This is a genomic window from Clostridium sp. DMHC 10 (assembly GCF_001270375.1).
GTDB classification, from domain to species: domain Bacteria; phylum Bacillota; class Clostridia; order Clostridiales; family Clostridiaceae; genus Clostridium_S; species Clostridium_S guangxiense.
This window is the reverse complement of record NZ_LGVB01000015.1, coordinates 1,299,790-1,317,995: the sequence shown is the minus strand read 5'-3', so window position 1 is coordinate 1,317,995 and position 18,206 is coordinate 1,299,790. Positions and strand designations below refer to the sequence as shown.

Here is an 18,206-nt window from a genome sequence, read left to right as displayed (position 1 = left end):
TTTGGTTCAATGAGCTGGTGCAAACTATGCAAGTTCTCCAGGAAGGGTCTTAATTCACTGCCTTGATCCTGTTTTTGTTTGTGAAAAAGTGGCATATACAAATGTTAGTGAAATGGTAAGCATCCAGGACGTTGTGAAAAATACTGTAACGGGATTTAAGGGCATAGGAGGACTTCAAACTAGGGGGAAGTGCAGAGAGGGATATCCTAAATCGTCTTATATATGATATAATTATATTATGAATAATGTAAGATATTAGTATCACCTCAGTAATTTTTCTAAAACCAAAAGAAAGTCATTAGGCAATCTTGACACAAGCAGAAGGTGATACTCATGAGTGATAAAATTTGTATTTGTAGCTATGATTTGTGCTACAGCTTTGGAAGTGACATCTATAGGTTTCATTGCTATTTATAAAACATAAATTAAATATAAAAAATAAGACAAGCATTAAAGATTTTGTAGCAATTCATTCTAATAAATATAAGAACAATCAAAAAAGTAGTTTTTAAAAGAGCAAAAAAATCCACTTCTTAGTTAATGGATTTATATGCTCTTTTTTTAGTTTGAAATATGGTAATCGTGGATATATGATACCAAAATGTTTGCTGGGAATATTAGTAAAGTATTAAGCTTATGATGCTGAGTTTAGCTGGTGCTACTTGACAATCTTCAAATTATGTAAGTTATATAATTACATTTACTACTTTAATCATGACAACACGGATGCTGTTATTGCACCAGATTAGAGGAAAAGAATGCCTGTAACATTTTCTATTGCAGGTGTATTGCTTTAAAAATTTATTGTAAACTAAATTATAAAATGAAGTTGACAATAGTGAAAGAAAAGTATATATTAAATTAAAAAAGGGGAGGAAAAATAATGCAAAGCAAACAAACAAGTGTAATTCAAAGCAAAATAACAACAAAGCAAATGATTTTATGTTCAATATTTACAGCACTTATTATAGCGGGGACGTTTATTAGGATTCCAATACCTGTATTGCCATTTACTCTTCAGTTTTTATTTACTATGTTAGCAGGACTTTTGCTTGGACCTAGACTAGGTACTTTAAGTGTATTTATTTATATTTTAATTGGATTTATAGGAGTACCTGTATTTACTGATGGAGGTGGACTAGGTTACATATTTAAGCCAACTTTTGGCTATATAATTGGATTTCTTGTTGCAACCTATGTTACAGGAAAAATTGCAAATAAAGTACATAACCCAACATATAAAACAATTTTAGCAGCTAATTTTGTAGGATTAGTTATAGTTTATAGTTTAGGTATGATTTATTATTATGTAATTTGCAATTTCGTAATTAACACTCCACTAGGTTTATGGCCACTATTTTTATATTGTTTTGTTTTAGCAGTTCCAGGAGATATTTCACTTTGTATAATAAGTGCGTTTCTTTATAAACGTCTTAATCCAGTAATTAAACATTTGGAATAAAATTTTTAAAATCAAAAGGAAAGTTATGAAAACACTTAAAGAATTAGGATATGAGGTGAAGATTTGAAATGAATAAGAATATCTTTATTACAGCAACAGGAACAGATGTGGGAAAAACTTTTGTGACGGCGCTTATAGTAAAAAAATTAAGAGATGAAGGTTACAATGCAGGGTATTATAAAGCAGCATTAAGTGGAGCAGAAGTGACAGAAAATGGACTTATACCAGGTGATGCCTATTATGTAAATAAAACTGCTAATATTAATGAGACTATGGATAACCTTGTGTCCTATGTTTATAAAGAAGCAGTGTCACCACATTTAGCGTCTCAAATAGAAGGACATCCTGTTGAAATGGAAAAGGTTATAGAAGCTTTTAATAATGCTGCAGTAAAATATGATTATGTAACTATGGAAGGAAGTGGCGGAATAGTATGTCCTATCAGATATGATGATAAAAAAATCATGCTTGAAGATATAATAAAGAAATTAGATCTTTCAACCTTAGTTATTGCAGATGCAGGTCTTGGAACAATTAACAATGTAGTTCTTACTGTTGAGTATTTAAAGAGAAGAAATATAAAGGTAAAGGGAATAATTTTAAATCATTACAGTGATGGTGATTTTTTGCATGAAGATAATAAAAAGATGATAGAAGAAATTACTGAAGTTCCAATAATAGCCTTAGTAAAAAAAGGTGATAAGAAATTAAATATTGATATAAATGAATTACTTAAAGTATATGAGTAAAAAAGAAAGGGTACTAAATATGAACTTAGTTGAAGAAGATTTAAAATATATATGGCATCCATGCTCACAGATGAAGGATTATGAAAAATTGAGGCCTATTATAATTGATCATGGCAAGGGTGTTTATTTATACGATAAAGATGGCAAAGAATATATAGATATAGTAAGTTCTTGGTGGTGTAATTTACTTGGACACTGTAACTCAGCAATAAACCAGTGCATTAAGGAGCAGCTTGATAAATTGGAACATGTTATTTTTGCTAATTTTTCACATGAACCAGCAATAAAACTTTGTGAGGAGTTAATTAAGGTTATTCCAAAAGGTCTTAAAAAATTTAATTTTGCAGACAATGGTTCTGCATCTGTTGAATGTGCTTTAAAAATGAGTTTCCAGTATCAATATCAAACAGGAAACAAGAAAAAGCAGAAATTTGCATGTCTTACAGAAGGTTATCATGGGGAAACTATTGGTGCATTGTCTGTTGGAAGTATTGATTTATATGCAAAAATATATAAGCCTATGCTTATGGATACAATTCATGTAGAGGCTCCAGATTGTTATAGATGTCCATATGAAAAAACTAGAGATTGCTGCAATGTAGAATGCTTTGAGCATGCACAAAAGACTTTTGAAGAGCATGGTGATGAGCTTTGTGCAATAATTGTTGAGCCACTACTTCAAGGAAGTGCAGGTATGAAAATATATCCTCCACTATATTTGAAAAAATTAAGAAAACTATGTGATGAATACAATGTTATTCTCATTGCAGATGAAATTGCTACTGGCTTTGGAAGAACAGGCAAAATGTTTGCTTTTGAACATGCAGGTGTAAGTCCTGATATAATGTGTGTGTCAAAAGGCTTAACAGGCGGATATATGCCTATGTCAATAACTATTACAACAGATGAAATTTATAGTGCATTTTATGATGATTATAATAATGGAAAAGCATTTATGCATAGCCATACCTATAGTGGAAATCCACTTGGATGTTCAGCGGCTTTAGCAGTTCAAAAAGTTTTAAGAGAACAAAATATTTTAGAAAAAGCAAAGGTAAGGGCAAAGTATTTAAATGATAAATTAAAGAATGCTCTATTAGAAAATCCACATATAGGTGAAATAAGAAATATTGGGCTTATTAATGCAATGGAGCTTGTAACGGATAAAAAGACAAAACAAGGCTATGATCAAAAGCTCAGAATGGGTTATGAAGTTTATAAAATCGCTTTAAAAAAGGGGCTTATATTAAGGCCAATTTGTAATGTTTTATATTTTAATCCTCCATTAACTATTAACGAGGAGGAAATAAATAAGGCAGTTGCATTATGCAAACAATCTATAGAAGAAATAATATTGTAACAGGATTTAAGGGCATAGGAGGACTTCAAACTAGAGGCAAGTGTAGGGAAGGATATCCCAAATCCTTATATACATTATGAATAGTGTCATTATACTTCACGAAGAATTTTGATTTTTGTAAATACTATTGCAGTGATTAAATATATTATTCCAATGGAAAATACTAAATATTTCATTGGAATTAAATCAGCTGTGCCTCCTCCTATGATCATTCCAATAGGCATTGCTATCATAGAAATTGTACTCACTAATGAGCTAACTCTTCCTAAAAATTCATTTGAAATTGATTTTTGCACAACAACATTGAGTGGAATGTTAATTGTTGTAAATATTATTCCTCCGAAGAATCCTAGAAAAATAAATGTACCTATTAGTATTGATTTTGTAATAAAGCCTGTTGTATAAAAATAAAAGAATGCTGATGCACAAAGAAAAAGCATACTTCCGGCAAAGAAAATTATTTTAAATGTACTATAGAACTTTTTTTTGCTGAGGAAGAATTCCAAATAATAATGCTCCTCCCATTGAACCTAAAGTCATAGCAACTTGAAACATAGCATAGCTGCTTACGCTGGCTTTTAAAATTACATTAAAAATATATGGAATGTAGACTGTAAACATTGGAATAGTTATTAAATTATTTAATGCAAAAAAACAAATTAGTAAAAATATTGACTTGATATTTTTAAGATATAAAAATCCCTCTTTCATTTCAATAAAAATGTGTTTTCTAAAATTCTTATCTATAATGTTATTTTTAGGGAAGCTTTCTTTAACAGTTTTAATAAGTATCATAAGTACAGCGCAGATAAAAAAAGATAAAGCATTTACTAAAGAAATTCCTTTTATTCCAATAATGGCATAAAGCATTCCAGCTGCTGAAACTCCAATTAAATTTGAAATGCTGCTTGAAAGACTTGTAGTGGAATTTGCTTTGGATAGTTGATCTTTTCTAACTATTTTAGGAATAATAGCATTAGAAGCAGGTACAAAAAATGCACCGAATATACTGAGAAGAGATGCGGATAAATAGAAAATTAATATTGATGAAATATTCATAAAAAGTAATGCTGAAACTATAGTAAGCAATATTGCCCTAAGCAAATCCGTCCAAATTATCATGTGCTGACGGTTAAATCTATCTGCAATCACTCCACCAAAAGGTCCTGCTATCATATAAACGATTGTGCCAGTTGCCATATATATAGACATTTGAATACCAGATTGAGTAATACTTAAAATATACCAGCCTACAGCTACATTAAATATAGCATCGCCCATGTCAGAAACCATTCTTCCTATAAATAAAAGTAAAAAATTTTTGTTATAAAAAATATTTTTGGGTTTTTGTGCAAATTCATTGGTATTATCCTCACACATTAATTGATATCTCCTTTCTAAAGGTAACTAAAATTAAGGCTATAACATTTGAATATTATATGACATTTAACGTTATATTTATATAAATATTATACGTTAGAATTTTATCTAATATCATTATATTTTAATATTTTTTAATAGTCAATATATATTTCTTAGTAAGGAGATATTAATAGAAAATTAAAAGACCTCAATTTTTACAAATGGAGGTCTCAAAATCCTTTTAACTTGAGCATCTGCTCAGTTTAGATGTTATGCAATGAATCAATAAATTTACTCTTTAAGTATAATTCTTTCAGCTTGCCTAAATAACAGCTTAACCTTTTCTTTATCAAGCTTATATAATACTTTGTTATTTTCACGTTCTAACGTAATTAACCCGGCATCCATAATAAAAGTCATATGATAATTTACTGTGGCAGGTGTAAGCTTTAATATATTTGCAATTTCATAGCCATAGCAAATTTTTTCTGCTAGCAATTTGATAATATCAACTCTTCTTTTATCTGCTAAAACTTTTAAAAATTTTTCAACTTCATCTTTTATTAATAGGTTATTATTATACTTGTCATTTCTTGCTCCTAGTATTATGATTCCTCGATTTTTTATATAATCATGGAGATTTAAAACCCAAAATTGTATCTGATATAGTATGCTTACATGAATATCAATTTTAAAATTCCATATGCCTTTAGTTTTTTTAGAAAAATCTAATATATAATTTTTATAAAAAATTTCTGGATTGGCATTAAATATGGATGTATATTTTTCTTTTTCTATTGCTAGCATATCTAAAATTTCTTTTTCAAAAGGAGCATAAGCTTTTTCGTAAAATTGTTTGAACATAAAACATAATCTTAGTTTTGTTTCTTCAGGATTTCTAAAACATTCTAAAAGTTGTTGCTTTTTTCATTTGTACAAATAACTGTTTTTTCAATATAGTTATACATTTTGTCAAGACTATCGATAACTTTTGACCATTCTTCATTAAGACCTTGAGCATATTCATAAATAAAAATACCGCCTAAGTATTTGAAAACGACTGTTAAGTCTGCCTGTTCCATTTTTTTAAGTAGTTCATCTACTGTTTGTATTTCTTGATTATCCGCTATGAAGGCAACTGGATATGTACAAATTGGTGCAATATTATAGAAATATTCCAGCTCTTGTTTTACATATCTAGACATATTAGCTTTAATTTTATTTATTAACTGCTCATCTTTAGGTTCAATCTTATAATTCATTTCTTTAGCGTAACTAAGCAATTTGTGTTCTTCACCAATCCACCTAATTGCACAAGCAAATTCTAAACACGGATTTATAATAAATCGAGTATTTTGTCTCATTCTTTTATTTGTGTTATCCATATGATACACCTCAATATATATTTTGAATTTTATATTAGAAATTCATCTAACCTTATTCTATTTTAACAAAGTTTAATAGTCAATGCTTATTTTTGTATTTGATATTTGACATATAGTTGTAGTTGAGCTAGGTTCACTATATAATTTATATTGGTGAAAAAAGATGGCTTTACAAAAGAAGGGTGGAGAAAAATTAAAGTGAATAGAAAAATGATTTTTTTTGATATTGATGGAACCATAATTGATGAAGATACTCATGTGATTCCTAAGACAACAATAACGGCTATAAGAAAAGCACGTGAAAATGGGCATTTAGTTTTTATAAATACAGGTAGAACATTATTTAATGTTACAAAAGAAGTTCGTGAAATTGGATTCGACGGATATATTTGTGGATGTGGAACATGCATCTATCTTAATGGGCAGCAACTTTTGAAAAAATCTATTTCTCATGAAAAGTGTGTTGAAATTGTAAAAAAGCTTCGTCAATGTAATATTCAGGCACTTTTAGAGGCTCAGACGGCGCTTTTTTTGATGAAACTAAGGAAATATTTGTAGAATTAGCTAGATTAAAAAGTAGATTCCAAAAACGAGGAGCTAACATAGTAAAATCTTGGGATGAGCCTGATATTGTTTTCGATAAATTTGTTATTTGGAAGAATGAAAACAGTGATTTTGAAGACTTTTATTCATTTATTACAAAAGACTTTGATTATATTGATAGAGGAGGAAATTTTGGAGAAATAGTTATTAAAGGATATTCAAAAGCAACTGGAATTAAATTTTTACAAGATTATTTCAATATTCCTCTAGAAGATTGTTATGCAATTGGGGATAGTACTAACGATTTGCCAATGCTTGAGTATGTGCCAAATAGCATTGCTATGGGAAATAGTACTTCTATATTATTTGATTTAGTGTCTTTTGTTACAAAAGATATAATGAATGATGGTATTGAACACGCTTTAGCATATTACAATATTATTTGATTTAATTAATGCGTAATCTTTTCTTTGAATTATTAATGGCGATAATGGAAAAACTACAGTGAAACTATTGGTAATGGAGAGTGCATTTATATGATAAAGGAATTTAAAGAGTTTGCAGTAAAAGGAAATATAATAGATTTAGCTGTTGGAGTCATTATTGGAAATGCTTTTAGCAAAATAGTTACTTCACTTGTAAATGATATAGTAATGCCATTAATGGGTGTTTTAACTGGCGGAATAAATTTTACATATCTAAAAGCTGTTATAAAAGAGAAACATGGAAATGTACCAGCTATTACAATTAACTATGGAAGTTTTATTCAAAACATAATTAACTTTTTAATAATATCTTTTTCTATATTTTTGTTTGTTAAATTAATAAATAGATTTAAGGTGCAAAATGAAGATAAAAGTTCAGAAAAAGAAGTGAAAATTCAATCGGAAGAAGTATTAGTTATGAAAGAAATCAGGGACATACTAAAAAATAGAGATTAAAAATTAGTACAAGTATTTGACATGAAATAAATATTGTGATATAAAATATGTATATTGTAAATAAATTTGATGAAGGAAAAAAGTAAGTTATATATCTGTTCTAAATGCCTTAATTATTAAATCAAGGAAATATAAGAGAGTTAACATTTGGTGAAAGTTAATGTTCAGATTCTAGCTGAAAATCATCCCGGAGAAGTAAAGCTGAAGTTTTTAGTAAGCTTTAACGGAACTCTACCGTTAAAAGGAGAACGTATCATGATGTACGTATTGAGCTGTCATGAATCATAGATGTTTAGTGATTCATGGAATCAGGGTGGTAACGCGATTATAACTCGTCCCTTTATTTGGGGGCGGGTTTTTTGTATTTATATATAATTTTACTGCTCTGGGAGCAAATTTACTATTAAATATATTTGCAATATTTTTAATATTCAAAATTTTTATTAATTGGAGGAAAAAAGATGAAGGAATTATCTAAAAAGAATTTGTTTTTCGTTGGGCTTATGTTGTTCTGTATGTTTTTTGGTGCTGGAAATTTAATATTTCCACCATTTTTAGGGCAGCAGTCTGGAAAGTATGTTGTAATAGCATTTAGTGGATTTATTATTTCTGCAGTTGGACTTCCAGTTTTAGCAGTTGTAATTGTAGCTAAGTCAAAAGGGCTAAATGCTCTTGCAAGCCATGTGCATCCTGTTTTTGCTATTGTTTTTACAATTTTAATTTATCTTTCAATAGGACCTTTTTTGGGTATACCAAGAACAGGAAGCTTAGCATATCAAATGGCATTGGCACCTTTTTTATCTAAGAGGGCTGGTGTAAGCCCATTACCGCTTTTCCTATACACATTAGTTTATTTTGGAATTGCATTTTGGCTTAGTCTTAATCCAACTAAACTTGTAGATCGTCTTGGAAAGGTGCTAACACCTATATTGCTTATTTTGATTGCAGGTGTATTTGTTTGCAGTTTAATTAAACCAATAGGTAGTTTTGCTGCACCTAAAGGAGACTATGCATTATTTCCGTTTTTTAAAGGTTTTTCAGAAGGATATATGACAATGGATGCCATTGCAGCTTTAAATTTTGGAATAGTTATCGCTTCTACATTAAAATTAATGGGCATTAAGAATGAAAAATCGCTCATATCATATTCTAGTAAAGCTGGACTAATTGCAGGAGCTTTCCTTATTATTATCTATGCAATGCTTGCTTATGTTGGAGCATCAAGTAGGGGGATATCATTAAATGCTCAAAATGGAGGGGAAATTTTAACTGCTGTTTCAAATTTTCTATTTGGTGATTATGGTGCAGTGATACTTGGAATTATATTTTCATTGGCATGTTTAACCACTGCTGTTGGTCTTGTAACATCATGTAGTGAATATTTTGCTACATTGACTACTAAAATTAAATATAAAACTTGGGTTTTTATATTATCAGCTTCGAGCCTTATTTTTTCGAATGTAGGTCTTACAAAAATTTTGTCAATATCAGTTCCAATATTAAATGCAATATATCCTATGGCAATTATACTTATGATCATGTTTTTGCTCAACAATTTATTTAACGGGTCCAAATATGTCTATGCTTTAGGCATGTTGTTTACATCAGTATTTAGTATTATAGATTCGCTTAATGGAGCAGTACTAAAAATAGCTTCTATCACAAATACATTTAATTACATACCTCTTTACTCAAAAGGTATGGGATGGATAGTTCCAGCAGCATTTGGGATGATTGTTGGGTACATTGTTTCTCTTTCAAGGCAGAAAATGACGGTACAAAATGAAGCATAAGATTTAATTATATTATCATAAGGGGTTTTTGATTAAAATTTATATTATAAAGTAACAATTTAAAATAATTCATAATATTCTTAAATAAAAATATTATGAATTATTTTAAATGTTTTTTGGAATAATATAAAGGATAAGTATTATAGTGATTTTTCCATACATATACTATTAGAGTCACCTATGTAGGGAGGATAGTTGTCTGTAATTTTATAATTCAATTTTTTATATAAGCTTACTGCTTCTAACTGTTTTGAACCTGTTTGAAGTATTAAGTATTTGTAGTTTCTTTTTTTTGAAATTTCTTCTAACCTATGTATCAATAGTTTTGCTAGTCCGTTGCCTCTATATTCTTTTTTTACGAATATGCGTTTTAGTTCCACTGAAGCACTGCTATATTCCTTAATAGCACCGCAAGCAACTGGAATAGAGTCTTTATAGATGATTACTACATCGTTTATAAAGTTTACCTTGTTATATGTATCATACTTTTTTGCATTTCTCCATATCTTAAAGACAGGTCGTTGTCTAGCAAATTTGTAAGATATGAAAAATCAGCATTGTCGCTATTGGTTTCGAGTATTATATATTCCATTATGAGCACCTCCAAATTAAATATAAATTATGAATAATTATACCACCTTGAATATAATGAGGTAAAGTTGAAAAAATTCATTTATGTTTAAAAGAATTAATCATTAATTGCATATAATTTAAGTGATTTTTATGTATATAGGACGAAATTGAAGAAAAGTTATTTAAAGCTAATATATACATATAAAAGTAAGAATTTATTAGTTGTAATTGAATTAATTCATACATGCTTACAAATGTTCACAAAAAATTAATGTTGACAACCTCTATAATCACTGATAAAATAATAAGTTTAGTTGACAAAATTTATATATTGAGTTATAATTATTAACATGGAAAGAGGGTGTTTTAATTATGTTAAAAGGAAATGGTTTGGCATCCATAAAAGCTGATATAGAGAACCATATTGGCGAAAAGGTGATGCTTAAAGCAAATGGCGGCAGAAAAAAAGTTGTCGTTAATAGTGGAGTAATTGAAAAAACATACCCTAGCATTTTTGTTGTAAGATTAGAAAATGATGACCAGAGGACAGTGACATATAGTTATTCAGATGTATTAACTAAGACTGTGCAAATAGTTTTTGGAGCATAATTGAAGCGATACTATAAATTAGTATCGCTTTTTTGTAATATAAACAAGAATTTAATAAATATCAGCAAAAAAGAAAGATGGCTAACGTCCATCTTTCAACTATGGTATAAAAGGGTATTGAGAATTTATGAGAGGTTATATGGTCAATAACCAATTATAATATTATATTAAATTAGGATAATTGTCAAGTCAATTAATCTGATTTATATACAAAAATAGCAAATTTTTAAAAAAAATAAAAATAAAAATGGAAAAAAATGTATTATAATATGTTGAATTCAAGTACCTATAATAATTACAAAAAATTATCATAATTTTAGATTGCAATCTATATACATATATTAGGTATTTTGGAGGAGGGATAGTTATGGGCATTGAACTTTTGAAGGAAAATATAGATTATAATCAAGTTATTGGACAAAATACATCAGATACTGTGGTTAAAGAAGAATATATAATTCCTGATACTCAGCCTGATGTAAGAAAAATACTTATGGTTGATGCTAAGCCTAGTGTTACAAATACAGATATTATGCAGGATAAAGTATATGTTGAAGGTAATATAAAATTCAATGTGCTTTATTTAGGAGTCGGAGATGAGAGTAGTCAAGTATGTGGAGTTGAATATACATCTAAATTTTCAAATTATGTTGATATACTAGGCTCTGAACATGATATGACATGCTTTTCTAATACTTACGTAGAACACATGAATTGTAATATTGTAAATGAAAGAAAAATAAGTGTAGAAGGTATTGTTGAGGTATCAGCGGAAATTGAGAAGCCTTGCAAAATACAAATGGTAAATGATGTTTTAGGTACAGGAGAAATTCAATTTTTAAGAAAACAGAGTAAACTAGATAAATTAATAAACAAATCGTCTATGGATTTGGTGGGTAAATCCGCTATTACAATACCGATGGATAAGGCACAAATAGATGAAGTGCTTAAGTATGATACGAATATTCATAAAAGACAGATAAAAATACTTGAGGGTAAAGTTCAAGTTGAAGCATTTGTAAATATAGGAGTTTTATATAGGGATAAGGACTCAAGAGAAATTAATTTTGTAAGTGACGATATAATAGTTACAGGAGAAGAAAATATTGAAGAAGCGGATCCTTCTATGGATTATAATGTTGATTTTGAAGTTGCAGCTTCGGAATTTAATTTAAAGGAGGACGATTTAGGAGAAAAAAGAACAATAAATTCAGACATACTTGTTAAATGTGATGTTGAACTTATTAAAAAAGAAGATGCTAGCATAATAGATGATGCATATTCACCTCAAAGTAATTTAAAGCTGGAAAGACAAAATTATGATGTCAATATGGTTTATGGGCGTGGCCTTTCTGAAACTATAGTAAAAGAGAATTTAGAGCTTGAAGAGGATTCTCCAATGCCATCAGAAATTGTAATGTGCAATGGCAGCGTTAATATTACAGATCAAAAACTGGTTGAAGACAAAGTTGCACTAGAAGGGGTTGTAAATTCATCTATTGTTTATAGGACGTCCGATCCAGATAAATATGTTTATGCACTTAATGAGGAAATACCTTTTAGCTGTAGTGTTGATATACCTGGTTCTAAAATAGATATGATGTGCAATTCAAAAGCGTATATTGAAAATATTGAAGCTGCTGTTGAGGCAAATACAATACTAGTTAAAGCAGTTATTTCATTAGAATCTAGAGTTTTTTACACAGAACATAAAGATTTTATAGTAAATGTAATTCCAGTAGAAGGAGTAACTCCAGAAAAAAAGGCAAGTATTACTATATATGTAGTTCAAAAAGGGGATTCCCTTTGGAAGATAGCTAAAAGGTATTGCACAACTGTTGAAAATATTATAAAAGCTAACAGCATGGAAAATACAGATGAGGTTTTAGAAGGTGAAAAATTGTTAATACCAGGAAGGGCAGTCATGTAAAAATATTGCAAAGTAAAAATGCTTCGCCACATAAACATACATGAGCATGGGGTTTGGACGTAAGCCCATGCCTCATGTATGTTTACTTTCAATAACTCGCTACCCTCAAATGAATTGGATGTTATTAGTATTTTATGATTTTTCCACCACGCTTTATTAGAGTTTTTTTAATCGTTACTTCAGCATTATTACTTCGCAATTTTTAGATGAATATTATTTACGTGAATGTATAAAATGGTATAATGTACTAAAGGGAAAAACAAAGTTAAGTTAGAAACTCTATAAAAAGGTATTGCAGCAGTATATAAGGAGGATTAACATGAAAATAAAGGCTTATGCAAAGATAAATATATTGCTTGATATTGTAGGAATAAAGGAAAATGGGTATCATCTTCTTGAAATGATAATGCAAAGTATAGATTTATACGATGTTATAGACATAAATAAGATAGAAAAAGGCATTAAAATAAAATGCAATAAAAGTTACATACCTGTTAACAACAAAAATATAGCATATAAGGCTGCAGAACTTTTTATGAAAACATATGGAATAAATGAAGGCGTCAGTATTAATATTTATAAGAATATACCAACTTCTGCTGGACTTGGTGGGGGAAGTGCTGATGGTGCGGCAGTACTGAAGGCTATGAGAAAAATATTTAATGTAGATATAAGTAATAAAGAGCTTGAAGAACTTGGGGTTAAAATAGGAGCAGATGTTCCATTTTGTGTAAGTGGAGGTACTGCATTATGTGAAGGAATTGGAGAGATTATAACTCCTATGAGTAAATTTCAAAATAAAATATTGGTAGTTGTTAAGCCTAAATTTGGTGTATCGACTAAATGGGTGTACAGTGAATATGACAATCTTAACAGCGTAAAAAAGCCTGAAACTGAAAAAATATTGAATGCAGTAAAGAATGATGATCTTAAATTAGTAAGTTCAAAAATGGCAAATGTACTTGAAGAGGTTACTATAAATAAATATGGGATTATTGATGGAATAAAGAAAGATATGCTTAAGTTTGGTGCGTTAGGAGCATGATGAGTGGAAGCGGACCGTCTGTATTTGCTTTTTTTGAGGATAGTTTAAGTGCTCAAAGATGTTTTGAAAAGATGAAAGAAAATTATCCAGAAACGTTTATTACAAGGACAATTTAAAATGGTATATTTTTTATGCAGTTTATATAAAGAGGCAGAAGGGATAATCTCTTATTTTCATCTTAAAAAAATTTCAAGCATATCTAGTTTTCAAGAGTTTGAAGGCGATGGTATAAAACTTATAATTAGCGGTACAGGTAAGATTAATGCTGCTTGTGCAGTAGGGTGTATTTTATCACAGAATAACCATGAAAAGAGCGATATATTTATCAATGTAGGAATATGCGGGAGCGATGAGAGAAGTGAAGGAGAAGCTTTTTTCATAAATAAAATAAAGGATGTGGATAGTGGTGAGGAATATTATCCAGATATAATAATAAAACATCCATTTAAAGAGGCATATCTTGAAACACACTCTAAGGTTGTGAAGCATGGAGATATACGTGATTTGTGCGATATGGAGGGAAGTGCTTTCTTTAAAAGTGCATTGAAGTTTATGTATCATCATCAAATAGCTATTATTAAAATAGTATCTGATACAGCAGATAATAAGCTTATAAGCGGAGATTATATAAAAAACATTATTAGTAAAAACTTGGGAAATATAAAGCTTTTTATAGATTGTTACTTAGCATCAATGACTAAAAATCAGTTTTTTAGTGAAAAAGATAAAGCTGTAATGTCATGTATAGATGAAAATTTAAAGCTCACTGAAAGTCAAAATATAGAATTTAGAAAAGCTTACATTGCTTTAAAGCTTAGAGGAGCTTTTGATAAATTTGATTTTCAAAAATTTTTAAATGTGAGGGTGACGGTGAAAAGTGAGTCAAGAAAATATTTTAATGAACTCATATCAGCAATGTGGGAAAGTTAGTCGCTTAAATTCATTTTCTCATATATATGTTGAAAAAATCAGCAGTTAATTTTAATGTCACAAGAAATATATTGGACAAGTTTAAAAATAGCACTATAGTGTACATAGAAAATTATAAAGATGTATTTAATAGAGCAAGGCAGGATTATAATATTCAAAAAGAACTCAAAAATTTAATACTTGCTGTTGAGCATAATAATTTTCTATATAAAGGCTCTGATATGTGTGAGGACTTTGGACAAGAAAATTTTTACTATTCATCAAGTATACTTAATTGTGCATATGGTTGTGAATATTGTTATCTTAAAGGAATGTATCAGTCTGGAAATATAGTTATATTTGCAAATATAGATGATTTTATAAATAAAGCCGTTGAAGAAAGTAAAGATAAAAAAGTTTATCTGTGTATATCCTATGATTCAGATTTGTTAGCATTTGAAAATGTAACGGGATTTGTTAGAAGGTGGATAGAAGCAGCAGTGAAAAATAAAAATCTTCTTATAGAAGTAAGAACTAAAAGTACAAATTTTAAAGCTGTAAAAGATATGTGCATACCCAATAATGTTATATTCGCATGGACTATTTTACCTGATGAGGTTATAAAAAAATATGAATTGAAAGTTCCTAGTTTGAATGCAAGGCTTAACAGCATAAAGTTGGCAACTCAAAAAGGAGTTCAAGTTAGGCTTTCAATTGAACCTATAATGAAAATAGCTAACTTTAAAGACGTATATAGAAAATTTGTTGATAATATTTTTACAGCTTTAGATAGCAACAAAATAAGAGATATAAATATAGGTGCCTTTAGGGTTAAAAATGAGCATTTAAAAAGAATGAGAAAACTTGATCCATATTCTAATATATTTGCTCACAGGTTTGTAAAAATAAATGACTATTCAACCTATGAAAATTGTGATGAAATTGAAAAATATGTTGCAAAACTTTTTAAAAATTACGTTGATGAAAGAAAGGTATTTTTATAGCTTTTCTTTCTTTTTTTATAGGAATTAATATTAAGTCTCCTGTCATAGGCGGTTTCGATAATTTATTTTTTGCTATAATAATTTTACAAACCTTTTCACAGGTACATTCCGGAAAAAACTCCTCTGATAGCATACGAATATTGTCGCCTTCTCTCATTTGATATAATATGAATTCGGGGTTTTTAAGAAGCACAACTTCATAGACTTTAATCAAAATATAGAAAAGGGTTGGAAAAAGTAACATAGAAATTGACAATAAGATGTAAGGTATCAATAGTTTTCTTAATTTTATAATTTCAAATATTACGGATACTTCAAAAAGTGTAATTGAAAATATACAAGCTATAACGCTGCTTTTTTCATCCTCAGATTTATTTAAAAATAGTGGTTTTAAGAATTTAATGCTGCATACGTAAGTTTTAATTATATGTATATCGTAATTAAAAAGATTAAATAACAAAAATTTTTTCATTATAAAACCTCCGTTCAATATTAATATTATTGACACAATTAACCTTTTTATAATTACAATGTATAAAAAGATATAAATTGGACAACAATAAAGGTATAAGTATCTATAAGGTGTGGAGGAAAATAAAATGAAAAAAGTATTTTTTATGTTTTTAAGCTTTGTATTATTGTTTTGTGTTTTAAATGAATGTTTTGGTACAAGCATTAATGCATCGGCTGGAACGTATCAAAAGTCAAGTGATGTTCAAAGAGATATTGCAAAAAAATTAATAAGATTTCATGTTCTTGCTAATAGTGATTCTGATAAGGATCAGGAACTAAAAATTAAAGTTAAGGATAAAGTTATAGGATATATGTCTTCTAAGCTTAAGAATTGCAAAAACATTGATGAGGCAAGGAAGGTTCTTATTGAAAATGATGACAACATTAAAAATATTGCAGAAAAGGTTATAAAAGAAAATAATTATAATTATGGTGTTAGGACGGAATTGGCTCAAGTTGAGTTCCCGGTTAAAAGTTATGGTGATGTTATACTTCCAGAGGGGAAGTATGAAGCTTATAGGGTGCTTATTGGCAAAGCAGATGGGCATAATTGGTGGTGCGTTATGTTTCCTCCACTGTGTTTTACAGATATTACAAAAGGCGAGGTTGAAGAGGAAAAGACGCTTAATGAGATGAAAAAGGTTCTTACTAAAAAAGAATTCGATACCATTAATAACTCTAAAAAAGATAATAATATAAAAGTTAAATTTAAAATACTTGAAGAATTAAAATCAATAGCTAAGAAAATAAGTGCAGATATTAATTAAATTTTAAATCTGCACTAAAAGCGCTTTCTTTATTTTTTTTTTCGTGTATTAATAATGAAAGTAAGTTATATATATCTCTACCACTTGAAGGCTTTGAAAACTTAGCACAATTGGTTTTCATTGCTTCAAGTATTGAAGGATAAGATATTATATTTCTTATTATTTCCGTACAGTTTGAACCATCTTCAAGGCGTACGGCAAGATTGTGCTTAAGCAAAAAGCTTTCATTCTTTTCTTCTTGTCCCGGTATAGGAGAAAACAATGCTATTGGGATATGGCAAAATAGTGCTTCTGTTATGGTTAAACCGCCTGGTTTAGTAAGCAGCAAATCGCAAGCTTGCATATATTTATTAACATCTTTTGTATATCCAAGTATTCTTGTTTCTATCTTTGCATTTTCCTTTAATTCTATTAGTTTAGAGTAAAGTTTTTTATTATTACCAGCAATCACTATAAGTTGTATATTTATATTTGATACAGAAAGCTGTTCATAAATTGCACTTATTTTTCCCATTCCAAGGCTTCCACCCATTATCATTAAAGTTTTTTTATTTGGATCTAAACCTAATTCTTTGAGAGTAGTACTTCTATCAAATTTTTTCATGAAATCAGGATCAACAGGTATTCCAATATCATGAATACATTCTCTTTTTACTCCTCTTTTAACCATTTCTTCTACCATATCTGAATTTGAAACTATATATGAATCAACTTTAGGTCGTATCCAGAAACTGTGGGGAGCATAGTCTGTAAGCATGCATACCATAGGGATTTCAAGTACTTCTTTAGATTTTAATATAGAAACCATCTCCATTGGGAAAGGATGCGTACAAACAATTATCTCTGGATTAAGTTCTTCAATTTTTGGAAGAAGTTTATATGCTAAAAATTCATTTAATTTATTGCTTAAAGATGCTAAATTATCATCTTTTTCCGTGTAATTGTAAAGCTTACCGAAAAGTGATGGAGAAACTTTTATGGTTTTAAGATAGCCACCAATAATTACTTTGTCTAAAAATGGATTTATATATTTTATAGTATCTAATATGTTAACTTCCGAGTCTGGTTCATACTGCATTATATAGTTTTTTAACGCAAATGCAGCGTGTCTATGACCACCACCAGCTGAAACAGAAAGAATTAAAACTTTCATTATAAAATTCACCCTTTAAATATTAGTCTTTGGATAAAAATAATATTTAATGTTTATCCATACTTATTTTGCTGTACTTCAATTATATATAATATGACATAAATTATA

Annotated in this window: 20 protein-coding genes, 2 pseudogenes and 1 other annotated feature; of the genes and pseudogenes, 14 read left to right on the top strand and 8 right to left on the bottom strand. The window is 29.0% G+C overall.

Features of this window, described 5'->3' with window-relative positions:
• Window positions 1-13 precede the first annotated feature (13 nt).
• From AGR56_RS19450 to bioA, 4 genes and pseudogenes are all read left to right on the top strand, one after another.
• Window positions 14-226, top strand: a pseudogene (locus tag AGR56_RS19450) (sporulation peptidase YabG); the annotation flags it as partial.
• A 657-nt stretch (window positions 227-883) separates the two neighbouring features.
• On the top strand, window positions 884-1,462 hold the full coding sequence (locus tag AGR56_RS08300; RefSeq protein ID WP_053241868.1) for a biotin transporter BioY: 579 nt from the start codon (window positions 884-886) through the stop codon (window positions 1,460-1,462).
• A 68-nt stretch (window positions 1,463-1,530) separates the two neighbouring features.
• The gene (gene bioD, locus AGR56_RS08295) at window positions 1,531-2,211 is read left to right on the top strand and encodes a dethiobiotin synthase (RefSeq protein WP_053241867.1); all 681 of its coding nucleotides are present in this window, start codon (window positions 1,531-1,533) and stop codon (window positions 2,209-2,211) included.
• 19 nt (window positions 2,212-2,230) lie between these two features.
• Complete coding sequence (bioA, locus tag AGR56_RS08290; protein WP_053243299.1) at window positions 2,231-3,571, top strand: adenosylmethionine--8-amino-7-oxononanoate transaminase; 1,341 nt, start codon at window positions 2,231-2,233, stop codon at window positions 3,569-3,571.
• Window positions 3,572-3,660: 89 nt separating this feature from the next.
• On the opposite strand, the gene AGR56_RS08285 is transcribed toward bioA, so the two are convergent.
• The 4 genes from AGR56_RS08285 to AGR56_RS08270 form a co-directional block, all read right to left on the bottom strand.
• Entirely contained in the window at window positions 3,661-4,011 is a 351-nt protein-coding gene (locus AGR56_RS08285) for a hypothetical protein (RefSeq protein ID WP_157055710.1), read from the bottom strand.
• Window positions 4,012-4,042: 31 nt separating this feature from the next.
• Complete coding sequence (locus AGR56_RS08280) at window positions 4,043-4,951, bottom strand: MFS transporter (protein ID WP_053241865.1); 909 nt, start codon at window positions 4,949-4,951, stop codon at window positions 4,043-4,045.
• A gap of 273 nt (window positions 4,952-5,224) precedes the next feature.
• Window positions 5,225-5,797 (bottom strand): metalloregulator ArsR/SmtB family transcription factor, encoded by a 573-nt coding sequence (locus AGR56_RS08275; protein WP_053241864.1) that lies wholly within the window; start codon window positions 5,795-5,797, stop codon window positions 5,225-5,227.
• A gap of 44 nt (window positions 5,798-5,841) precedes the next feature.
• Window positions 5,842-6,195 (bottom strand): hypothetical protein, encoded by a 354-nt coding sequence (locus tag AGR56_RS08270; protein WP_207642169.1) that lies wholly within the window; start codon window positions 6,193-6,195, stop codon window positions 5,842-5,844.
• Window positions 6,196-6,516: 321 nt separating this feature from the next.
• On the opposite strand from AGR56_RS08270, the gene AGR56_RS23360 reads away from it, so the two are divergent.
• The 4 genes from AGR56_RS23360 (at window position 6,517) to brnQ (ending at window position 9,595) form a co-directional block, all read left to right on the top strand.
• Window positions 6,517-6,876, top strand: a complete 360-nt coding sequence (locus tag AGR56_RS23360) for an HAD family hydrolase (protein WP_347460447.1) — start codon at window positions 6,517-6,519, stop codon at window positions 6,874-6,876.
• Window positions 6,867-7,307 carry an HAD hydrolase family protein gene (locus tag AGR56_RS23355; RefSeq protein ID WP_347460523.1) on the top strand — a complete coding sequence of 147 codons (441 nt, stop codon included), beginning with the start codon at window positions 6,867-6,869 and terminating at the stop codon, window positions 7,305-7,307. The genes AGR56_RS23360 and AGR56_RS23355 overlap by 10 nt, the downstream gene beginning before the upstream one ends.
• A gap of 90 nt (window positions 7,308-7,397) precedes the next feature.
• Complete coding sequence (gene mscL / locus AGR56_RS08260) at window positions 7,398-7,802, top strand: large-conductance mechanosensitive channel protein MscL (RefSeq protein WP_053241862.1); 405 nt, start codon at window positions 7,398-7,400, stop codon at window positions 7,800-7,802.
• Window positions 7,803-7,862: 60 nt separating this feature from the next.
• Window positions 7,863-8,145: a binding site (T-box leader), on the top strand.
• A gap of 118 nt (window positions 8,146-8,263) precedes the next feature.
• Window positions 8,264-9,595 carry a branched-chain amino acid transport system II carrier protein gene (brnQ, locus tag AGR56_RS08255; RefSeq protein WP_053241861.1) on the top strand — a complete coding sequence of 444 codons (1,332 nt, stop codon included), beginning with the start codon at window positions 8,264-8,266 and terminating at the stop codon, window positions 9,593-9,595.
• A gap of 140 nt (window positions 9,596-9,735) precedes the next feature.
• On the opposite strand, the gene AGR56_RS21670 is transcribed toward brnQ, so the two are convergent.
• Both AGR56_RS21670 and AGR56_RS22695 read right to left on the bottom strand, forming a co-directional pair.
• Window positions 9,736-9,999 (bottom strand): GNAT family N-acetyltransferase, encoded by a 264-nt coding sequence (locus tag AGR56_RS21670; RefSeq protein WP_242851548.1) that lies wholly within the window; start codon window positions 9,997-9,999, stop codon window positions 9,736-9,738.
• A 59-nt stretch (window positions 10,000-10,058) separates the two neighbouring features.
• A complete protein-coding gene (locus tag AGR56_RS22695) occupies window positions 10,059-10,187 on the bottom strand; it encodes a hypothetical protein (protein ID WP_278279592.1) in 129 nt (42 codons plus the stop codon).
• 353 nt (window positions 10,188-10,540) lie between these two features.
• Here AGR56_RS22695 and AGR56_RS08245 point away from each other — a divergent pair, with 353 nt between their 5' ends.
• From AGR56_RS08245 to AGR56_RS08225, 5 genes and pseudogenes are all read left to right on the top strand, one after another.
• Window positions 10,541-10,777: a Veg family protein gene (locus AGR56_RS08245; RefSeq protein ID WP_053241860.1), complete on the top strand. Its 237-nt coding sequence runs from the start codon at window positions 10,541-10,543 to the stop codon at window positions 10,775-10,777.
• Between the two features lie 367 nt (window positions 10,778-11,144).
• On the top strand, window positions 11,145-12,707 hold the full coding sequence (locus AGR56_RS08240; protein ID WP_053241859.1) for an SPOCS domain-containing protein: 1,563 nt from the start codon (window positions 11,145-11,147) through the stop codon (window positions 12,705-12,707).
• Window positions 12,708-13,026: 319 nt separating this feature from the next.
• Window positions 13,027-13,868 (top strand): annotated as a pseudogene (ispE, locus tag AGR56_RS08235) (4-(cytidine 5'-diphospho)-2-C-methyl-D-erythritol kinase).
• Window position 13,869: 1 nt separating this feature from the next.
• A complete protein-coding gene (locus tag AGR56_RS08230) occupies window positions 13,870-14,682 on the top strand; it encodes a hypothetical protein (RefSeq protein WP_053241858.1) in 813 nt (270 codons plus the stop codon).
• Window positions 14,683-14,708: 26 nt separating this feature from the next.
• Window positions 14,709-15,665, top strand: a complete 957-nt coding sequence (locus tag AGR56_RS08225; protein WP_242851377.1) for a spore photoproduct lyase family protein — start codon at window positions 14,709-14,711, stop codon at window positions 15,663-15,665.
• Here AGR56_RS08225 and AGR56_RS08220 read toward each other — a convergent pair.
• On the bottom strand, window positions 15,628-16,137 hold the full coding sequence (locus AGR56_RS08220) for a hypothetical protein (RefSeq protein WP_053241857.1): 510 nt from the start codon (window positions 16,135-16,137) through the stop codon (window positions 15,628-15,630). The genes AGR56_RS08225 and AGR56_RS08220 overlap by 38 nt on opposite strands.
• Before the next feature lie 127 nt (window positions 16,138-16,264).
• Here AGR56_RS08220 and spoIIR point away from each other — a divergent pair, with 127 nt between their 5' ends.
• Entirely contained in the window at window positions 16,265-16,945 is a 681-nt protein-coding gene (spoIIR, locus tag AGR56_RS08215) for a stage II sporulation protein R (RefSeq protein ID WP_053241856.1), read from the top strand.
• Here spoIIR and AGR56_RS08210 read toward each other — a convergent pair.
• Window positions 16,938-18,098 carry a glycosyltransferase gene (locus AGR56_RS08210; protein ID WP_053241855.1) on the bottom strand — a complete coding sequence of 387 codons (1,161 nt, stop codon included), beginning with the start codon at window positions 18,096-18,098 and terminating at the stop codon, window positions 16,938-16,940. The two genes, spoIIR and AGR56_RS08210, sit on opposite strands and share 8 nt — an antisense overlap.
• Between the last annotated feature and the right edge of the window lie 108 nt (window positions 18,099-18,206).

Bases quoted from the DNA above. Each gene is read 5' to 3' on its own strand.
- AGR56_RS08210 (WP_053241855.1), bottom strand. From the start codon at position 18,098: ATGAAAGTTTTAATTCTTTCTGTTTCAGCTGGTGGTGGTCATAGACAC.
- spoIIR (WP_053241856.1), top strand. From the start codon at position 16,265: ATGAAAAAAGTATTTTTTATGTTTTTAAGCTTTGTATTATTGTTTTGT.
- AGR56_RS22695 (WP_278279592.1), bottom strand. From the start codon at position 10,187: ATGGAATATATAATACTCGAAACCAATAGCGACAATGCTGATTTTTCA.
- AGR56_RS08225 (WP_242851377.1), top strand. From the start codon at position 14,709: ATGTTGAAAAAATCAGCAGTTAATTTTAATGTCACAAGAAATATATTG.
- AGR56_RS08270 (WP_207642169.1), bottom strand. From the start codon at position 6,195: ATGAATTATAAGATTGAACCTAAAGATGAGCAGTTAATAAATAAAATT.
- bioD (WP_053241867.1), top strand. From the start codon at position 1,531: ATGAATAAGAATATCTTTATTACAGCAACAGGAACAGATGTGGGAAAA.
- AGR56_RS08240 (WP_053241859.1), top strand. From the start codon at position 11,145: ATGGGCATTGAACTTTTGAAGGAAAATATAGATTATAATCAAGTTATT.
- mscL (WP_053241862.1), top strand. From the start codon at position 7,398: ATGATAAAGGAATTTAAAGAGTTTGCAGTAAAAGGAAATATAATAGAT.
- AGR56_RS08300 (WP_053241868.1), top strand. From the start codon at position 884: ATGCAAAGCAAACAAACAAGTGTAATTCAAAGCAAAATAACAACAAAG.
- AGR56_RS08220 (WP_053241857.1), bottom strand. From the start codon at position 16,137: ATGAAAAAATTTTTGTTATTTAATCTTTTTAATTACGATATACATATA.
- AGR56_RS08280 (WP_053241865.1), bottom strand. From the start codon at position 4,951: ATGTGTGAGGATAATACCAATGAATTTGCACAAAAACCCAAAAATATT.
- AGR56_RS08285 (WP_157055710.1), bottom strand. From the start codon at position 4,011: ATGCTTTTTCTTTGTGCATCAGCATTCTTTTATTTTTATACAACAGGC.
- AGR56_RS08245 (WP_053241860.1), top strand. From the start codon at position 10,541: ATGTTAAAAGGAAATGGTTTGGCATCCATAAAAGCTGATATAGAGAAC.
- brnQ (WP_053241861.1), top strand. From the start codon at position 8,264: ATGAAGGAATTATCTAAAAAGAATTTGTTTTTCGTTGGGCTTATGTTG.
- AGR56_RS08230 (WP_053241858.1), top strand. From the start codon at position 13,870: ATGGTATATTTTTTATGCAGTTTATATAAAGAGGCAGAAGGGATAATC.
- bioA (WP_053243299.1), top strand. From the start codon at position 2,231: ATGAACTTAGTTGAAGAAGATTTAAAATATATATGGCATCCATGCTCA.
- AGR56_RS08275 (WP_053241864.1), bottom strand. From the start codon at position 5,797: ATGTTCAAACAATTTTACGAAAAAGCTTATGCTCCTTTTGAAAAAGAA.